This window comes from Micromonospora sp. WMMD1128 (genome assembly GCF_027497235.1).
GTDB lineage: Bacteria > Actinomycetota > Actinomycetes > Mycobacteriales > Micromonosporaceae > Micromonospora.
Genome location: NZ_CP114902.1, coordinates 874,653 through 890,549 on the forward strand (window position 1 = coordinate 874,653; position 15,897 = coordinate 890,549).

Here is a 15,897-nt window from a genome sequence, read left to right on the forward strand (position 1 = left end):
TTCGTGACACGAATTCGCATCACGGTCGTTGATCTCTGCAACGAAACGGACCCCCGCGCCCGTCTTCTCTTCGTGGGCGCGACGATTGGAGATGCTCGTGGGTAAGGGCGGCGCGGATCGCGGCAGGCGGTCCCTGTGGCGTGGCGTGCCGCGATGGGCCCGACTGTGCACGATCATCGGGATCGTCATGATGGTGCTCAGCGGCTCGGTGCTCGTGGGCTACAACACACTCGTGGCGCGCTACGAGGGAGCGGTCGGCAAGGGCGACCTCTTCGGCGAGCAGGCCGCCGGCGCCACCGAGAAGAAGAGCGACATCAAGGGCCCGCTCAACATCCTGCTTGTCGGCATCGACCCCCGCAATCCGAGGACCCGGCCGCTCTCCGACTCGATCATGGTCCTGCACGTGCCGGCCGGCATGGACCGGGGCTATCTCTTCTCCCTCCCGCGTGACCTGCGGGTGGACATCCCGGCCTTCGCGAAGGCCGACTACCGCGGTGGCAACGACCGGATCAACGCCGCCATGTCGCACGGCAGCAACGTGCCGGGCAAGGACCCGAGCGCCGCGCAGGGCTTCGAGCTGCTCGCCAAGACCGTCCAGGAGGTCACCGGCATCAAGCGGTTCGACGCCGGCGCGATCATCAACTTCAGCGGGTTCAAGAAGATCGTCGACGCCATGGGCGGCGTCGACATGTACATCGAACGCGACGTCAAGTCCGAACACCTCCAGCCGGACGGCTCGCCCCGCCAGCTCAAGCCCGGTGGCGGCGGCTACCTCGGCCCGCAGGCGCGGTACGAGAAGGGCAACGCCCACCTCAACGGCTGGCAGGCGCTGGACTACGTCCGGCAGCGCTACCCGAAGAACGGCGTGCCGGACGCGGACTACGGCCGGCAGCGGCACCAGCAGCAGTTCGTCAAGGCGATGGTGAGCCAGGCGTTCGGCGCCGACGTGGTGGCCAACCCGATCAAGCTGGACCGGGTGCTCCGCGCGGCCGGGCAGTCGCTGATCTTCAACGGCCGGGGCAACAGCGTCGTCGACTTCGGCCTCGCCCTGAAGGACATCCGCTCCGACTCGATCGAGACGATCAAGCTGCCCGGCGCCCCGATCGGAAGCGGCAGCGCCTACCGGGGTGAGCAGCTGTTGGACCCGGCCGACGACTTCTTCGCCGCCCTGCGCGCCGACCAGCTCGACGCGTTCCTGCTGGAGCACCCCGACTTCAAGCAGAAGAGCAATTAGCCTGAGCGGGTGCGGTACGACGTGGTCCGGCTCTCACCACCCGCCGTGGGCGGGCGGTGAGCCCGCGACTAGACTTTCGGCAATCCGCCGCCGCAGCAAGGAGACAGCGTGGCACAGCAGCTTCACGTCGAGCTCGTAGCCGTCGAGGAGAAGGTCTGGACCGGTGAGGCCGAGATGGTCGTCGCCCGGACGACCGAGGGTGAGCTCGGTGTGCTGCCGGGGCACGCGCCGTTGCTCGGCCAGCTCGCGGAGCCCAGCCAGGTCCGCATCAAGCAGGCCGGCGGCCAGCAGGTCGCGTACGACGTCGCCGGCGGCTTCCTGTCGGTGACCGGTGAGGGCGTGACAGTCCTCGCCGAGAGTGCCACCCCGGCCACCCCGGCCCGCTGAGCCGACCCGCCGATGGAGATCGTGGAAGGGATCGGAGTCGGCGTCGCGATAGTCGTCGTCGCGCTCCTGATCCTCTTCATTCGGCGGGCCCTGTTCACCCGTAGCGGGGGCATCATCCGGCTGAGCGTCCGGGTCACCACCATGCTCGACGGTCGCGGTTGGTCGCCCGGCTTCGGTCGCTTCGTCGGTGACCAGCTCCGGTGGTACCGCATGTTCAGCTTCGCGCTGCGCCCGAAACGGGTGCTCTCCCGCAAGGGGCTGGCGGTGGAGCGACGCCGGCTGCCGGAGGGGCAGGAGCGCCTCTCGATGCCGTCGGACTGGGTGATCCTGCGCTGTACCAGTCACCACGCCCCGGTCGAGATCGCCATGGCGCGATCCACGGTCACCGGCTTCCTCTCCTGGCTCGAGGCCGCCCCTCCGGGGGCGGTCTCGCCGCGTATGGCCTCGCAGGACTGGCCCGCCGCCTGACGCCCGGTCGGGTTGTCAGCACGCTCTGTCGCCTTCGGGTGGAAACGGCTTGGCGATGACGCGAGTGATGTGTGGTCGCCCCCCCGAACACACCCATAGCACCCCACTCCGCCGTCTGCGGCGCCACACCCATCATCGGCCGAGCGGGGGCGCGAGTGGAGCGCTGTGGACGTCTCGGGGGGCCGGAGACGTCCACAGCGCTCCAGTCGTGGGCCGAGTGGGGCGTGGGTGGAGCGTTATGGACGTCTGCGGCGTGTGGGTGGGTCGGTGGTGTGCGACCGGTTGGGTGAAGTGTCCGGTTCGGGGGTGGTGGGCGCGGGGGGCGGGGCGTTGTATCCGGTGACCGACCGAGGAGGGCTGGCGCAGCGTCGCCGTCCTGCCCCCGCGCATTCTTCCCGCGCCCGCGGTGAGGCACCGCCCCCGCGGAGCAGCCGGATCCCCGCGAGGACTTCTCTGAGCGCCTGTCGGTGCTTGCACACCCTCGTGTTAAGCGGGGCCCCTTCCTCTACCGGAGGCGTTAAGCGGGGGCCCCTCCTTAACCGACCGAGGCGACCAGCTCGACCTCGTACCCCTGGTTGTCGGTGAGGTAGGCGGCGTAGCTGTCCGGGCCGCCGGCGTGCGGATGCCGGTCCGGGAAGAGCAACGCCCAGCCGTGCTCGGGGGCGGCGGCGACCAGACGGTCGACGGCGGCCGGCGGGCCGGCGTGGAAGGCCAAATGGTTGAGGCCCGGCGCGAGCCGGTCGTGGACGCGGCCGGCGAGCGCCGGCGACTCCTCCAGCACCAGGTAGGTGGGCCCGTGCCGCCAGGACCGGCCGGCCGGCCAGTCCTGGTACGGCGTCCAGCCCAGCTCGCCGAGAAGCCAGCCCCAGGCACGTCTGGCCGCCGCCAGGTCGGGTACCCAGACCTCCACGTGGTGCAGGCCGCCGGCGGTCAGCGTTTCCCGCCCGGCACCCATAGCACGTCTCCGCCCGGATTGGCCGTTCTTGACAGGATGAAAAGCAGATCGGAGAGCCGGTTGAGATACTTTGCCGGGAGGGTGCTGGTCCGGTCGGGGTCGACCGTGACGAGCGCCCATGCCGCACGCTCGGCGCGCCGGGCGGTCGTCCGTGCCACGTGCAGCAGTGCCGCGCCCGCGGTGCCGCCGGGGAGGATGAAGGAGTCGAGCTTGCTCAGGCGCGCGTTGTACTCGTCGCACCAGCCTTCGAGGCGCTCGACGTACTCCTCGGTGACCCGCAGCGGCGGGTACGCCGGGTCCGGCTCCACCGGCGTCGCCAGGTCCGCTCCGACGTCGAACATGTCGTTCTGCACGGTTTCCAGCACGGTACGCAGGTCGTCGGGGAGCTGCCCGAGGGCGAGGGCGACGCCGATGGAGGCGTTGCACTCGTCGACGTCCGCGTACGCGACGATCCGTGGATCGGTCTTCGGCACCTGCTCGTTGTTGCTCAGCCTGGTCATGCCGGCGTCGCCGGCCTTGGTGTAGATGCGCGTGAGGTGGACGGCCATGACGCACAGCCTACGGATACCGGACCTGACCATCCCGGTGCGGCCGGACCGGCCGACCGCGGTGGGGCCGGGTGACGCCGGCGACCCGGCGGTCAGCGACGTCGACGTCATCCGGGTACGGGGGGAGGCCCGGCTGGCCGGCACCGTGCACGTGGTGGGCGCGAAGAACTCGGCGTTGAAGCTGATGGCCGCCGCGCTGCTCGCGCCCGGCCGCAGCGTGATCACCAACGTGCCCCGGATCACCGACATCGCGATCATGGGTGAGGTGCTGCGGCGGCTCGGCTGCGGCGTACGCTTCGGCCCGGACGACCCGGTCGACCCGATGGTGGCCCGCGGCGGCAAGGAACGGTCCCGCTCGGTCGTCATCGACGTGCCGGAGCGGCCCGGCGCGGAGGCCGACTACGAGTTGGTCCGCCGGCTGCGTGCCTCGATCTGTGTGCTCGGCCCGTTGCTGGCCCGCCGCGGGCACGTGCGGGTGGCCCACCCCGGCGGCGACGCCATCGGCTCGCGCGGCCTGGACATGCACATCGCCGGGCTGGCCCGGATGGGCGCGGAGATCTCCGGCGAGCACGGGTTCGTCATCGCCGAGGCGCCGGACGGGCTGCACGGCGCGGACATCGTGCTGGACTTCCCGAGCGTCGGCGCGACCGAGAACCTGGTGATGGCGGCCGTGCTGGCCCGGGGCGGCACGACGATCGACAACGCGGCCCGGGAGCCGGAGATCGTCGACATCTGCACCATGCTGAGCCGGATGGGCGCCCGGATCGAAGGGGCCGGCACGTCGACGCTGCGCATCGTCGGCGTGCCCGGCCTGCGCCCGGTGCGGCACGCCACGGTGGGGGACCGGATCGTCGCCGGCACCTGGGCGTTCGCCGCGGCGATGACCCGGGGCGACGTCACCGTGACCGGCCTGGACCCGGCGTACCTGGCGGTCGCGCTGGACAAGCTGGTCGCGGCCGGCGGCCTGGTGGAGACGCGCGGTGACACCTTCCGGGTACGGATGGACGACCGGCCGGCGGCGGTGGACGTGGTCACGTTGCCCTTCCCGGGGTTCGCCACCGACCTGTTGCCGATGGCGATCGGGCTGGCCGCGGTCAGCGAGGGTGGCTCCCTGATCACGGAGAACATCTTCGACGGCCGGTTCATGTTCGCCAACGAGATGATGCGGCTCGGCGCGGAGATCCGTACCGATGGTCACCACGCCCTGGTGTGCGGCCGGGAGCGGCTCTCCGGCGCGCCGGTGCGCGCCACCGACATCCGGGCCGGCGCCGGCCTGATCATCGCCGGGCTCTGCGCGGACGGGGTCACCGAGGTGTCGCACGTGCACCACGTCGACCGGGGTTACCCGGACTTCGTGGCGGACCTGCGTGCGCTCGGCGTCGAGGTGGAGCGGGGCACCGCGCCGGAGGAACCGGACCTGGCCATCTGACGCTCCTTATCCCTCGTTAAGTAGGGTTCTCCAGGACAGTGGAGAACCACGGGCGAGGGAGAAGCAGATGGCGGGTCGACTGGCGGTCGTCGGTGCCGGGCTGATGGGCTCGGGCATCGCCCAGGTCGCGGCGCAGGCGGGCTGGCAGGTGACGCTGCGCGACGTGGACGACGCGGCCACGGAGCGGGGCGTCGACGGCATCCGGAAGTCGCTGGCGAAGTTCGCCGAGAAGGGCAAGATCGAGGCGTCCGACGTCGAGGCGACGCTGAGCCGGATCACCCCGACCACCGAACTGGAGGCGGCGGCCGACGCGGACATCGTGGTCGAGGCCGTGTTCGAGAAGATCGAGATCAAGCACGAGGTGTTCCGCGCGCTGGACAAGATCTGCAAGGCGGACGCGGTGCTTGCCACCAACACCTCGGCCATCCCGGTCACCCAGATCGCCACCGCCACGCAGCGTCCGGAGTCGGTGGTCGGCACCCACTTCTTCTCCCCGGTGCCGATGATGAAGCTCTGCGAGCTGGTCCGGGGCTACAAGACGAGCGACGCGACGATGGACGCCGCCCGGGGTTTCGCCGAGGAGATCGGCAAGACCGTCGTGGTGGTCAACCGGGACATCGCCGGCTTCGTCACCACCCGGCTGATCTGCGCCCTGGCGATGGAGGCGGTCAAGCTCGTCGAGTCCGGCGTGATCTCCGCCGAGGACCTGGACACCGCCTGCAAGCTCGGCTTCGGGCACGCCATGGGCCCGCTGGCCACGGTCGACCTGACCGGCGTGGACGTGCTGCTCAACGCCACCCGCAACATCTACACCGACACCGCCGACGAGAAGTTCTTCCCGCCGGAGCTGCTCCAGCGCATGGCCACCGCCGGTGACCTGGGCCGCAAGACCGGGCAGGGCTTCTACCCGTACTGAGCGCGGCTACCGCCCCGGACGACTCACGTCCGGGGCGGGGTGAGCGCGGCGCCGAGCAGCGCGAACGCGTCGGGGATGACGGTGCCCCAGTAGCCGAAGTTGTGCCGCCCATCGGCCCAGGCTGCGCGCACCGGCTTCTCGGGCAGTTCCCGGGCGAGCGCGCGGACGTCGGCGAGGAAGTTGTCCTGCCGGCCGCACCAGAGCCCGACCGGGGTGCCGCGTAGCTTGTCGACGCCGGTGAAGACCGCGTCGCCGGGGCGCACCGCGGGGGAGAAGGCCGCGGCCATCCGCAGCCATTTCGGGTACGCCTCGGCGAGCAGCAGCGCCCCGAAGCCCCCCATCGACCAGCCCCAGACGGCCATCCGGCTGGTGTCGAAGCCGCGTCGGGCGCACCAGGCGGGCACCTCCTCGCGCACCATCCGCTGCGGGTCGTCGTCGCCGCTGCGGCGCCAGGAGAGCCGGCCACCTGTCGCGCCGGCGAGCGCGAACGGCGGGGTGCCACGGCGTACCGCGTCGGTGAGGAAGCGGGCCAGGCCGAACCGGCCGTAGTCGCGCGGGGTGGCCGAGGCGCCGTGCAGCACCAGGCAGACGGGCAGGCCGCGGCCGTCGCCGTACCCCTCGGGCACGGCGGTCCAGAGGTCCACCTCCCGGCCGCGGGCGCCGGAGGCGATGCGGATCAGCCGCTCGTCGCCGGCCGGCGCGTCCGGCAGGGCGGGCCCCGGCCCGGGGCGGGGCTCGGACAGTTGCCGGGCGGCCAGCCCGCCGACCAGCCCGGCGCCGGCGACCCCTCCGGCGGCGGTGAGCAGCGTCCGCCGGCTCAGCGTGCGTCCCATGCCGGGCAGTGTGCCACCCCGGGTGTTAAGCGGGGCCCCTTCCTCTACGCCAGGCGTTAAGAAGGGGCCCCGCCTTACCACCTCAACCGTCGCGGCGCGTCGTCCAGCGGAAGGTGGTCAGGCACAGCAGCAGGCCGATCACGCACCATGCGCCCAGCACCAGCGCCACCCGGCCCAGCTCGAACGAGCCGCCCGGCTCCTGGCCGCCGAAGCTGTCCGGCAGGAACACCGAGCGCAGCCCCTGGCACATCCACTTGAGCGGGAAGAGCGCGGCGACCTGCTGCATCCAGGTCGGCAGGCTGGTGAAGACGAAGAACACGCCGGAGATGAACTGGAGGACCAGCGCGACCGGGGTGACCACGGCCGAGCCGCTGCGGGCGGTGCGGGCCAGCGACGAGATGGCGATGCCGCACAGCGTGCAGGCGGTGACGCCGAGGACGGCGACCCAGCCGAACGTCAGCCACTTGGCGGCGGTCTGCGGCAGGTCGAGGTCGAACAGCGCCACCGACACGGCGAGCAGCAGTGCGGTCTCGGCGATGCCGATCGCCACCACCATGAGCACCTTGCCGGCGAACCAGACCCACTTCGGCATCGGCGTGCCCCGGTAGCGCTTGAGCACGCCCCGGTCCCGCTCGATCGGGATCCAGATGCCGAGGTTCTGGAAGCTCACCGTCATCAGGCCGGTCGCGATCATGCCGGTGATGAAGTATTGCGTGTAGCTGACGCCCGGGGCGATCTCGTCACTGAAGATCGCCGCGAAGATCAGGATCATGATGATCGGGAAGCCCATCGTGAAGACGACGGACTCCCGGCTGCGCAGGAACTGGGTGATCTCCAGCCGGCCCTGGCGCAGCGCCAGCGCGCCCGCGCCGGGCCGCCGGGTCGGCGCGGCGGCGACCGGGGCCGCCGGCTTCGTCGTGGTGGTCATCAGTGTCCGATCATCCGCAGGTAGACGTCTTCCAGGGTGGGCCGGCGCACGGCCAGGCCGGGCACCTCGCCGCCGAACCGCGCGGCCAGCTCGGCCACCAGCGCCGTCGGCGTCGCGGTCTCCGCCGACTCGGCCAGCCCGTCCGGGGTACGCCAGGAGACGGTCGCCAGCGACTCCTGCCGATTGCCCAGCGCGTTCGGCGGCGCGACCTCGATCACCCGCCCGGCGGCGATCACGCCGACCCGGTCGGCGAGCGCCTCGGCCTCGTCCAGGTAGTGCGTGGTGAGCACGATCGTGGTGCCGGCGGCGGAGAGGTCCCGGATCAGCTCCCAGAACTCGCGCCGGGCCTCCGGGTCGAAGCCGGTGGTCGGCTCGTCGAGGAAGAGCAGCTCGGGGCGGCCGACGATGCCCAAAGCCACGTCCAGGCGGCGCTTCTGCCCGCCGGAGAGCGTGTGCGTACGGGCCTTGGCCTTGGCGCCCAGCCCGACCCGCTCGACCACCTTGGCCGGGTCGTCGGCGTCCGGATAGAAGCCGGAGAAGTGCCGGACCACCTCGCCGACGGTCAGCTCGTCGAACTCGCCGGTGCCCTGGAGCACGATGCCGACCTTCGCGCGCCAGGTGGCGTCCGGTGAAGCCGGGTCGACGCCGAGCACCCGGACCTCGCCGGCGTCGCGGTGCCGGTAGCCCTCCAGGATCTCCACCGTGGTGGTCTTGCCCGCGCCGTTCGGGCCGAGCAGGGCGAACACCTCTCCCCGGTGGACGTCCAGGTCCACCCCGGCCACCGCGACGTTGTCGCCGTACGTCTTGCGCAGTCCCCGTACGGAGATCGCGAGCTGCTGGTCCATGCCTCAAGTGTGCGTCCTGCCGCCACCCGCCGCGGTCCCGGGTTCACTATATACGCGGGGTATACACCCGGTGTAGTCTCGGCCCATGACGGTGCCCCTGACCCTGCTCGGCCTGCTCGAACGCGAGCCCAGCCACGGCTACGACCTGAAACGCGACTACGACACCTTCTTCGGGCGCGGCAAGCCGTTGCCCTACGGGCAGGTCTACTCGACGCTCAGCCGGCTGGCCCGGGACGGAAAGGTGGTGGTCAGCGACGTCGAGCCCGGCTCCGGCCCCGACCGCAAGCGCTACGTCATCACCGACCGGGGCGCCACCGAGGTGGAGCACTGGCTGACCGAGCCGGTCGAACCGGAACCACACCTCCAGACCGTGCTGTTCGCCAAGGTCGTGCTCGCCCTCATGCTGGGCCGCCCGGCCGAGGAATACCTCGACACCCAGCGCGCCGCGCACCTGCGCCGGATGCGCGAGCTGACCGAGGTCAAGCGGGCCGGCGGGCTCGTCGACGTGATGCTCGCCGACCACGGCCTCTACCACCTGGAGGCCGACCTGCGATGGATCGAGACGGCCGGCGCCCGACTGGACGCGCTACGGAAGGCGGTACGGCGATGACCGTGACCATCGAGGCCCGGGACGTCACGTTCTCGTTCGGCGACACCCCGGCCCTGCGCGGCGCGAGCCTCGCCGTCGAGGCCGGTGAGATCGTCGCCGTGATGGGCCCCAGCGGCTCCGGCAAGTCGACGCTGCTGCACTGCCTGGCCGGCATCCTGGTGCCCGACTCCGGCGAGGTCCGGATCGGTGACGTGCGACTCGACGCGCTCGGCGAGGCGGAGCGGAGCGCGTTGCGCCGCGACCGCTTCGGGTTCGTCTTCCAGTTCGGCCAGCTCGTCCCGGAACTCACCGCGGCGGAGAACGTCGCGTTGCCGCTGCTGCTCGGCGGCGTCCGACGCGCCCCGGCGCTACGGTCCGCCCGCGCCTGGTTCGAGCGGCTCGGGCTGGGCGGCCTGGAGCACCGGCGCTCCGGCGAACTCTCCGGTGGGCAGGCCCAACGCGTGGCGCTGGCCCGTGGCCTGGTCGCCCGGCCGCAGGTGCTCTTCGCCGACGAGCCCACCGGCGCGCTCGACTCGCTCACCGGCGAGGAGGTGATGGACCTGCTCGTCGACACCGCCCGGGACCAGGGCACCACCGTCGTCCTGGTCACCCACGAACCGCGGGTCGCCGCGTACGCCGACCGGGAGGTCGTGGTGCGCGACGGCCGGATCAACGCGCCGGCCGGGGTCGCCTCGTGATCGCGCTCGCGCTGCGCCTGGCCGTCGCGGGCGGCCGGGAGGCGCTCGTCCGGCTGGCCGCCGTCGCCGCCGCCGTCGCGATCGGCACTGGGCTGCTGCTCACCACCGTGGCCGGCGTGCACGCCACGAACGCCCAGCTCGGCCGGTACGCCGCGATGTATCCGCAGGAGACGGCGGGCGGCGCCGCCGACCCGCTGCTCTGGTCGACCCGGACCGACTACTTCCACGGCGCGCAGATCGCCCGCGTCGACGTCGCCGCGACCGGTCCGACCGCGCCCACCCCGGTCGGCGTCCCCCGGGTGCCCGGCCCCGGCGAGTGGTACGCCTCCCCGGCGCTGCGGAAGCTGCTGGCCACCACCCCGGCGGACCAGCTCGCCGACCGCTATCCCGGCCGCGATCTCGGAACCGTCGGTCCGGCGGCGCTCACCTCGCCGGACACGCTGCTCATCCTCGTCGGCGGCACCCCGGAGCAGGTGGGCGCGCTGGACCGGGTCCGGAAGGTCACCCGGGTGGACGGCAACGAGGCGCCGTTACCGGAGACCGCGATCGACCTCATCCTCGGTGTGGTGGTCGGTGGGCTGCTCTTCCCCGTCCTCATCTTCATCGGCACCGCGACCCGGCTCGGCGCTGCCCGCCGGGAGCAGCGCTTCGCCGCGATGCGCCTGGTCGGCGCCACCCCACGACAGATCTCGGTGGTCGCGGCCGTGGAGGCCACCCTCGCGGCGGCGGCAGGCGTCGCGGTCGGCTTCGCGCTCTTCCTCGCGTTCCGCCGGCAGCTCGCCGGGATCCCGTTCACCGGCATGCCGTACTTTCCCGACGACCTCGCCCTCGGCGCGCCGGACGTGCTGCTGGTGGCGCTCGGCGTGCCGGTGGGCGCGGCGGTCGCCGCCCGGGTGGCGTTGCGCCGGGTGCGGATCTCCCCGCTCGGCGTCACCCGGCGGGTCACACCGAGGCCGCCGCGGGCGTACCGGTTGATCCCGCTCGTGCTCGGTTTCGCCGGGCTGGGCCTCGGCCTGCTCTACCGGCCCGAGACCGGCGACGGCCAGACCGCGCTCTTCCTGCCCGCCCTGCTGCTGGTGATGACCGGGCTGGTCACCGGCGGGCCCTGGCTGACCATGGTCGGCGCGCGGGCGATGGCCGCCCGGGCGCGCCGGCCGGCGGCGCTGATCGCCGCCCGCCGGCTCGCCGACAACCCGGCCGCCGGTTTCCGGGCGGTCAGCGGGGTGATGCTCGCGCTCTTCGTGACGACCGTGGCGGTCGGTGTGATGGGCACGATCGCCGCCGAGCGCGGCCCGGCCCCCCGAGGTTCGCTGGAGGCCGGTCGGCTGTCGTTCAATCTGGTGAACGACGCGCCGGTGCCCGCCGCGCTGCTGACCGACCTGGCCACGGTTCCCGGCGTGCACAATCCGGTGGTGGTCCGGCAGAACCCGGTGCGCGACCTCGGACACGAGCCCGGCGTGATCGCTTGCGCGGACATCCCACCCGCCTACGGGCGCTGTGCGCCGGGGGTGGCCGTGGCCGAGGTGGCACCGGGCCTGATCCCCTGGCGGGAGTCCGCCTCGGCGGACCGGATCTGGCCGGCGTCCACTGTCGACCCGGCCGCCCTGTCGGGGCTGCCGGCGGATTCGGTGGCGGTGGACGCGGACGGCGCGGCGGCCGTCGAGCGGGCCCGGACCGTCATCGAACGCGCGGTCCCCGCCTTCGTGGTGGCCCCGAACGTACCGGGCGACTTCGAGGCCGACTTCGCCGACACCATGCGGGGCTGGCAGCGGTTGGCCGACGTGGTCGTGGTGTCCAGCCTGGCGCTCGCCGGGTGCAGCCTGGCGGTCGCCGTGGCGGCCGGTCTCAGCGAGCGGAAGCGGCCGTTCAGCCTGCTGCGGCTCAGCGGCGCGCCGGTGCGGCTGCTGCGCCGGGTGGTGGTGCTGGAGAGCGCGGTGCCGATGCTGACCGTCGCCGCGGTCGCGGTCGGGATGGGACTGATCGCCGCGCACCTGTTCCTGCGCGCGCAGATGCACTACGAACTGCGCCTGCCCGGGGTCGGGTTCGCCGCCGTGGTGGCCGTCGGGCTGCTCGGCTGCCTCGCCGTCATCGCCGCCACGCTGCCGCTGCTGCAACGCGTCACCGGTCCGCAGACCGCCCGGAGCGAGTGATCCGCCAGGTTGGCCGACCACACCCGGAGCCCCGGTCGGCCCACCGGTGCAGCCATCCAACTGTGTGGTTTTGCACAGCCTCTTTTACTGAACGGTAACTTAGACTCCGGCCATGGACGACGTGATGCCGGGACGCCTGCCGGAGCGGGACCGCCCGTGGGTGATGCGCACGTACGCCGGGCACTCCTCCGCCGCGGCCTCCAACGCGCTCTTCCGCCGCAACCTGGCGAAGGGGCAGACCGGGCTGTCGGTCGCGTTCGACCTGCCCACCCAGACCGGATACGACCCCGACCACGAGCTGGCCGCCGGCGAGGTGGGCCGGGTCGGTGTGCCGGTGGCGCACCTCGGCGACATGCGTGCGCTCGTCGACGGCATCCCGCTGGCCGAGATGAACACCTCGATGACGATCAACGCGCCGGCCATGTGGATGCTTGCCCTCTACGGCACGGCCGCCGCCGAGCAGGGCGCCGACCTGCGCCGCTGCGCCGGCACCACGCAGAACGACATCATCAAGGAATACCTGTCCCGGGGGACCTACATCTTCCCGCCGGCCGCGTCGCTGCGGCTGACCGCCGACGTGGTCGCGTACACGCTGCGGGAGATGCCGCGGTGGAACCCGGTGAACATCTGCTCGTACCACCTCCAGGAGGCCGGCGCGACGCCGGTGCAGGAGGTCGGGTTCGCGCTCGCCACCGCCGTCGCCGTGCTGGACACCGTGCGCGACTCCGGCCAGGTGCCGGCCGAGCGGATGGGTGACGTGGTCCAGCGGATCTCCTTCTTCGTCAACGCCGGGGTGCGCTTCGTCGAGGAGATCGCCAAGATGCGCGCGTTCGGCGCGCTCTGGGACGAGATCACCCGCGACCGGTACGGCGTGACCGAGGCGAAGCAGCGCCGGTTCCGTTACGGCGTGCAGGTCAACTCGCTGGGCCTGACCGAGGCGCAGCCGGAGAACAACATCCAGCGGATCGTGCTGGAGATGCTCGGCGTCACGCTCTCCCGGGACGCCCGGGCCCGCGCCGTGCAACTGCCCGCCTGGAACGAGGCGCTCGGCCTGCCCCGCCCGTGGGACCAGCAGTGGTCGCTGCGCATGCAGCAGGTCCTGGCGTACGAGTCGGACCTGCTCGACTATCCCGACCTGTTCGACGGCTCGCACGTGATGACCGCGCTCGTCGACGACATCGTGACCGGCGCCCGGGTCGAGCTGGACAAGGTACTGGAGATGGGCGGCGTGGTGACCGCCGTGGAGTCCGGCTACCTCAAGAGCGCACTCGTCGCCTCGCTCGCCGACCGCCGCCGGCGGATGGAGTCCGGCGCGGACGTGGTGATCGGCGTCAACCGGTTCACCGAGACCGAGCCGTCCCCGCTGACCGCGGCCGGCGCCGAGGCGATCGAGCAGGTGGACCCGGCCGTCGAGGCGACCGCCGCGGCCGGCGTACGCGAGTGGCGGATCCGCCGGGACGCGGTGGCCGTGGACGCCGCGCTGGACCGGCTGCGCGCGGACGCCGCGACCACGACGAACCTGATGCCGGCGACGCTCGCCTGCGTGGCCGCGGGAGTGACCACGGGGGAGTGGGCGGGCGCGCTGCGCCGGGTCTTCGGCGAGTACCGGGCGCCGACCGGGCTGGCCGGCGCGGCCGGGGCGGGCGGCGACCCGGGCCTCGCCGCGGTCCGCGAGCGGGTCGCCGCCACCGCCCGCGAACTGGGCACCGGCCGGCTGCGCCTGCTGGTCGGCAAGCCGGGGCTGGACGGGCACTCCAACGGCGCCGAGCAGATCGCGGTACGCGCCCGCGACGCCGGCTTCGAGGTGGTCTACCAGGGCATCCGGCTGACCGCCGGGCAGATCGTGGCCGCCGCCGTGGAAGAGGACGTCGACCTGGTCGGCCTCTCCGTGCTCTCCGGCTCGCACCTGGCCGCCGTGCCGGCGGTGCTGGCCGGGCTGCGCGCCGCCGGGCGGGGTGACCTGCCGGTGGTGGTGGGCGGCATCATCCCGCCGGCCGACGCGCGGGCGCTGCTCGCCGCCGGGGTGGCGCGGGTGTTCACGCCGAAGGACTTCGCGCTCACCGGCATCATCGACGAGCTGGTCACCGTCATCCGCGACCGGATGTAAGGAGGGGGCCCCGCTTAACGCATTCGGTAGAGGCGGGGCCCCCGCTTAACACCGGATCCGCCCCGGCAGCGCGTGCAAAAGCCTAAAGTGGGGGCAAGAAACCACGAAAGGGCGGAAAGATGACCGCGTCGATGGAGATGCCCCGGGTCCAGGAGTGCGCCGTCCGGTCCTGCGCCTACAACCACACGAACGACTGCCACGCCTTCGCCATCACGATCGGCAGCAGCGACCACGCGCACTGCCACACCTACGTGGACATGCCGGTGCGCGGCGGCATCGAGCAGCTGACCGCCCAGGTGGGCGCCTGCTCACGTGCCGACTGCCAGCACAACTCCGACCTGGAGTGCCACGCCCCCGCCATCACCGTCGGCCCGGACATGGACATGGCCGACTGCATGACCTACCGCAGTCGCTGAAGCCGGGGCAGGCTCAGACGCGGAACCCGGCGGCGCGGGCCGCGGCGCGTTCCCGACGCCGGTCGGAGCGGCGGCGGAACAACCACGCCACGAAGGCCACCAGGCCGACCGCGAACACCAGCACCAGCACCGGCAGCAGGATCGCCGCCACCGACATGACCACGCTCGTGGCGTCCTCGGCGGTGCTGGCCACAGGTGCGCCGAAGCCGGCCGTGGCCGCGTTGACGACCGGCCGGGCGGCGGCCTTGAGCAGGTGCACGCCGAGCGCGATGAGCACGCCGACGACCACCGGCACCCACTGGTGGGTGGAGAAGAACGTGTCCGGGTCGCTGACCGTGACCGTCTCCGCGCCGGAGCCGGCGCCGAAGGCCAGGCCGCCCGCGGTCGGCCGGACCACCGTCTGCACCACGTCGTTCACATGGTCCACCACCGGCACCTTGTCGGCGACCACCTCGACCGCGAGCAGGACGGCGAGGATCAGCAGCACCCAGCCGTTGCCGAGCCACTGCCAGCCGCTCGGCAGCTCGATCAGGTCGGTGTAGCGGGCCAGCAGGCCCATCAGCATCAGCGGGATGTAGGCGTTGAGGCCCGCCGAGGCGGCCAGGCCGGAACCGGTGAGGACTTCGAGCACGATCTCAATATGGCACCGGTACGCCAGTGGCGCTCGTCGGCGCCGGCCGAGGGCTCGGCTACCCTCGTCGGGTGCGGTTGGTCATTGCGAAGTGCTCGGTGGACTATGTCGGACGACTCTCGGCCCACCTGCCGCCGGCCACCCGGCTGCTCATGGTGAAGGCGGACGGCTCGGTGTCGATCCACGCGGACGACCGGGCCTACAAGCCGTTGAACTGGATGAGCCCGCCGTGCCGGCTGGAGGAGGCCCCCGGCGTGTGGCGGGTGGTCAACAAGGCCGGCGAGGAGCTGCGCATCACCCTGGAGGAGATCTTCCAGGACACCTCGTACGAGCTGGGCCTCGACCCCGGCCTGCGCAAGGACGGCGTGGAGGCGCACCTCCAGGAGTTGCTCGCCGCCAACCCGACGACGCTGGGGGAGGGCTTCACCCTGGTCCGGCGGGAGTACATGACCGCGATCGGCCCGGTCGACCTGCTCTGCCGGGACGCCAACGCCGGCGCGGTCGCGGTCGAGGTGAAGCGGCGCGGCGAGATCGACGGCGTGGAGCAGCTCACCCGCTATCTGGAGCTGATGAACCGCGATCCGCTGCTCGCGCCGGTCACCGGCGTGTTCGCGGCGCAGGAGATCAAGCCGCAGGCGCGGGTGCTCGCCACCGACCGCGGCATCCGCTGCGTGGTGGTCGACTACGACAAGCTGCGTGGCATCGAACGCGACGAGCTGACGCTGTTCTGAGCCGGGGCCGCTCGGCGTCGCCGGTGACCCGA

17 protein-coding genes are annotated in these 15,897 nt (G+C 72.4%); 11 read left to right on the forward strand and 6 right to left on the reverse strand.

The annotated features are described in order from the left end of the window. Nucleotides 1-91 precede the first annotated feature (91 nt). From O7602_RS04280 to O7602_RS04290, 3 genes are all read left to right on the forward strand, one after another. Entirely contained in the window at nucleotides 92-1,234 is a 1,143-nt protein-coding gene (locus O7602_RS04280) for an LCP family protein (protein WP_281586922.1), read from the forward strand. A 108-nt stretch (nucleotides 1,235-1,342) separates the two neighbouring features. Next, a complete protein-coding gene (locus tag O7602_RS04285) occupies nucleotides 1,343-1,621 on the forward strand; it encodes a F0F1 ATP synthase subunit epsilon (RefSeq protein ID WP_047893558.1) in 279 nt (92 codons plus the stop codon). 12 nt (nucleotides 1,622-1,633) lie between these two features. Further along, the gene (locus O7602_RS04290) at nucleotides 1,634-2,089 is read left to right on the forward strand and encodes a DUF2550 domain-containing protein (protein ID WP_281586923.1); all 456 of its coding nucleotides are present in this window, start codon (nucleotides 1,634-1,636) and stop codon (nucleotides 2,087-2,089) included. Between the two features lie 535 nt (nucleotides 2,090-2,624). Here the strand turns inward: O7602_RS04290 and O7602_RS04295 are convergent. Both O7602_RS04295 and O7602_RS04300 read right to left on the reverse strand, forming a co-directional pair. After that, nucleotides 2,625-3,044, reverse strand: a complete 420-nt coding sequence (locus O7602_RS04295) for a VOC family protein (protein WP_281586924.1) — start codon at nucleotides 3,042-3,044, stop codon at nucleotides 2,625-2,627. Continuing rightward, on the reverse strand, nucleotides 3,020-3,592 hold the full coding sequence (locus O7602_RS04300; RefSeq protein ID WP_281586925.1) for a cob(I)yrinic acid a,c-diamide adenosyltransferase: 573 nt from the start codon (nucleotides 3,590-3,592) through the stop codon (nucleotides 3,020-3,022). The genes O7602_RS04295 and O7602_RS04300 overlap by 25 nt, the downstream gene beginning before the upstream one ends. Between O7602_RS04300 and murA the strand changes: the two genes are divergently transcribed. Together murA and O7602_RS04310 are read left to right on the forward strand one after the other, a co-directional pair. After that, nucleotides 3,591-5,021: a UDP-N-acetylglucosamine 1-carboxyvinyltransferase gene (gene murA, locus O7602_RS04305; RefSeq protein WP_281586926.1), complete on the forward strand. Its 1,431-nt coding sequence runs from the start codon at nucleotides 3,591-3,593 to the stop codon at nucleotides 5,019-5,021. The two genes, O7602_RS04300 and murA, sit on opposite strands and share 2 nt — an antisense overlap. 67 nt (nucleotides 5,022-5,088) lie before the next feature. Next, nucleotides 5,089-5,937, forward strand: a complete 849-nt coding sequence (locus O7602_RS04310; protein ID WP_281586927.1) for a 3-hydroxyacyl-CoA dehydrogenase family protein — start codon at nucleotides 5,089-5,091, stop codon at nucleotides 5,935-5,937. Between the two features lie 23 nt (nucleotides 5,938-5,960). Here the strand turns inward: O7602_RS04310 and O7602_RS04315 are convergent, their stop codons facing one another. The 3 genes from O7602_RS04315 to O7602_RS04325 all read right to left on the reverse strand — a co-directional run bounded on the left by O7602_RS04315 (nucleotide 5,961) and on the right by O7602_RS04325 (nucleotide 8,543). After that, a complete protein-coding gene (locus tag O7602_RS04315; RefSeq protein WP_281586928.1) occupies nucleotides 5,961-6,770 on the reverse strand; it encodes an alpha/beta hydrolase-fold protein in 810 nt (269 codons plus the stop codon). Between the two features lie 82 nt (nucleotides 6,771-6,852). Further along, nucleotides 6,853-7,698 carry an ABC transporter permease gene (locus O7602_RS04320; RefSeq protein WP_281586929.1) on the reverse strand — a complete coding sequence of 282 codons (846 nt, stop codon included), beginning with the start codon at nucleotides 7,696-7,698 and terminating at the stop codon, nucleotides 6,853-6,855. Continuing rightward, nucleotides 7,698-8,543: an ABC transporter ATP-binding protein gene (locus O7602_RS04325; RefSeq protein WP_281586930.1), complete on the reverse strand. Its 846-nt coding sequence runs from the start codon at nucleotides 8,541-8,543 to the stop codon at nucleotides 7,698-7,700. Before O7602_RS04325 ends, O7602_RS04320 begins: the two co-directional genes overlap by 1 nt. A gap of 85 nt (nucleotides 8,544-8,628) precedes the next feature. Between O7602_RS04325 and O7602_RS04330 the strand changes: the two genes are divergently transcribed. The 5 genes from O7602_RS04330 (at nucleotide 8,629) to O7602_RS04350 (ending at nucleotide 14,503) form a co-directional block, all read left to right on the forward strand. Further along, the gene (locus O7602_RS04330; RefSeq protein WP_281586931.1) at nucleotides 8,629-9,153 is read left to right on the forward strand and encodes a PadR family transcriptional regulator; all 525 of its coding nucleotides are present in this window, start codon (nucleotides 8,629-8,631) and stop codon (nucleotides 9,151-9,153) included. Further along, nucleotides 9,150-9,830, forward strand: coding sequence for an ABC transporter ATP-binding protein (locus O7602_RS04335; protein ID WP_281586932.1), 681 nt, complete (start codon nucleotides 9,150-9,152; stop codon nucleotides 9,828-9,830). Before O7602_RS04330 ends, O7602_RS04335 begins: the two co-directional genes overlap by 4 nt. Then, nucleotides 9,827-11,980 carry an FtsX-like permease family protein gene (locus O7602_RS04340; protein ID WP_281586933.1) on the forward strand — a complete coding sequence of 718 codons (2,154 nt, stop codon included), beginning with the start codon at nucleotides 9,827-9,829 and terminating at the stop codon, nucleotides 11,978-11,980. Before O7602_RS04335 ends, O7602_RS04340 begins: the two co-directional genes overlap by 4 nt. Nucleotides 11,981-12,092: 112 nt before the next feature. Further along, nucleotides 12,093-14,087 carry a protein meaA gene (locus O7602_RS04345; RefSeq protein ID WP_281586934.1) on the forward strand — a complete coding sequence of 665 codons (1,995 nt, stop codon included), beginning with the start codon at nucleotides 12,093-12,095 and terminating at the stop codon, nucleotides 14,085-14,087. A 119-nt stretch (nucleotides 14,088-14,206) separates the two neighbouring features. Next, nucleotides 14,207-14,503 carry a DUF1540 domain-containing protein gene (locus O7602_RS04350; RefSeq protein ID WP_281586935.1) on the forward strand — a complete coding sequence of 99 codons (297 nt, stop codon included), beginning with the start codon at nucleotides 14,207-14,209 and terminating at the stop codon, nucleotides 14,501-14,503. A 13-nt stretch (nucleotides 14,504-14,516) separates the two neighbouring features. Here the strand turns inward: O7602_RS04350 and O7602_RS04355 are convergent, their stop codons facing one another. Further along, nucleotides 14,517-15,134, reverse strand: coding sequence for a DUF4126 domain-containing protein (locus tag O7602_RS04355; RefSeq protein WP_281586936.1), 618 nt, complete (start codon nucleotides 15,132-15,134; stop codon nucleotides 14,517-14,519). Between the two features lie 71 nt (nucleotides 15,135-15,205). Between O7602_RS04355 and nucS the strand changes: the two genes are divergently transcribed. Beyond that, nucleotides 15,206-15,865: an endonuclease NucS gene (gene nucS, locus O7602_RS04360; protein ID WP_281586937.1), complete on the forward strand. Its 660-nt coding sequence runs from the start codon at nucleotides 15,206-15,208 to the stop codon at nucleotides 15,863-15,865. Nucleotides 15,866-15,897: the final 32 nt, after the last annotated feature.

Bases quoted from the DNA above. Each gene is read 5' to 3' on its own strand.
- O7602_RS04280 (WP_281586922.1), top strand. From the start codon at position 92: ATGCTCGTGGGTAAGGGCGGCGCGGATCGCGGCAGGCGGTCCCTGTGG.
- O7602_RS04290 (WP_281586923.1), top strand. From the start codon at position 1,634: ATGGAGATCGTGGAAGGGATCGGAGTCGGCGTCGCGATAGTCGTCGTC.
- O7602_RS04295 (WP_281586924.1), bottom strand. From the start codon at position 3,044: ATGGGTGCCGGGCGGGAAACGCTGACCGCCGGCGGCCTGCACCACGTG.
- murA (WP_281586926.1), top strand. From the start codon at position 3,591: ATGACGCACAGCCTACGGATACCGGACCTGACCATCCCGGTGCGGCCG.
- O7602_RS04300 (WP_281586925.1), bottom strand. From the start codon at position 3,592: ATGGCCGTCCACCTCACGCGCATCTACACCAAGGCCGGCGACGCCGGC.
- O7602_RS04310 (WP_281586927.1), top strand. From the start codon at position 5,089: ATGGCGGGTCGACTGGCGGTCGTCGGTGCCGGGCTGATGGGCTCGGGC.
- O7602_RS04315 (WP_281586928.1), bottom strand. From the start codon at position 6,770: ATGGGACGCACGCTGAGCCGGCGGACGCTGCTCACCGCCGCCGGAGGG.
- O7602_RS04320 (WP_281586929.1), bottom strand. From the start codon at position 7,698: ATGACCACCACGACGAAGCCGGCGGCCCCGGTCGCCGCCGCGCCGACC.
- O7602_RS04325 (WP_281586930.1), bottom strand. From the start codon at position 8,543: ATGGACCAGCAGCTCGCGATCTCCGTACGGGGACTGCGCAAGACGTAC.
- O7602_RS04330 (WP_281586931.1), top strand. From the start codon at position 8,629: ATGACGGTGCCCCTGACCCTGCTCGGCCTGCTCGAACGCGAGCCCAGC.
- O7602_RS04335 (WP_281586932.1), top strand. From the start codon at position 9,150: ATGACCGTGACCATCGAGGCCCGGGACGTCACGTTCTCGTTCGGCGAC.
- O7602_RS04345 (WP_281586934.1), top strand. From the start codon at position 12,093: ATGGACGACGTGATGCCGGGACGCCTGCCGGAGCGGGACCGCCCGTGG.
- O7602_RS04350 (WP_281586935.1), top strand. From the start codon at position 14,207: ATGACCGCGTCGATGGAGATGCCCCGGGTCCAGGAGTGCGCCGTCCGG.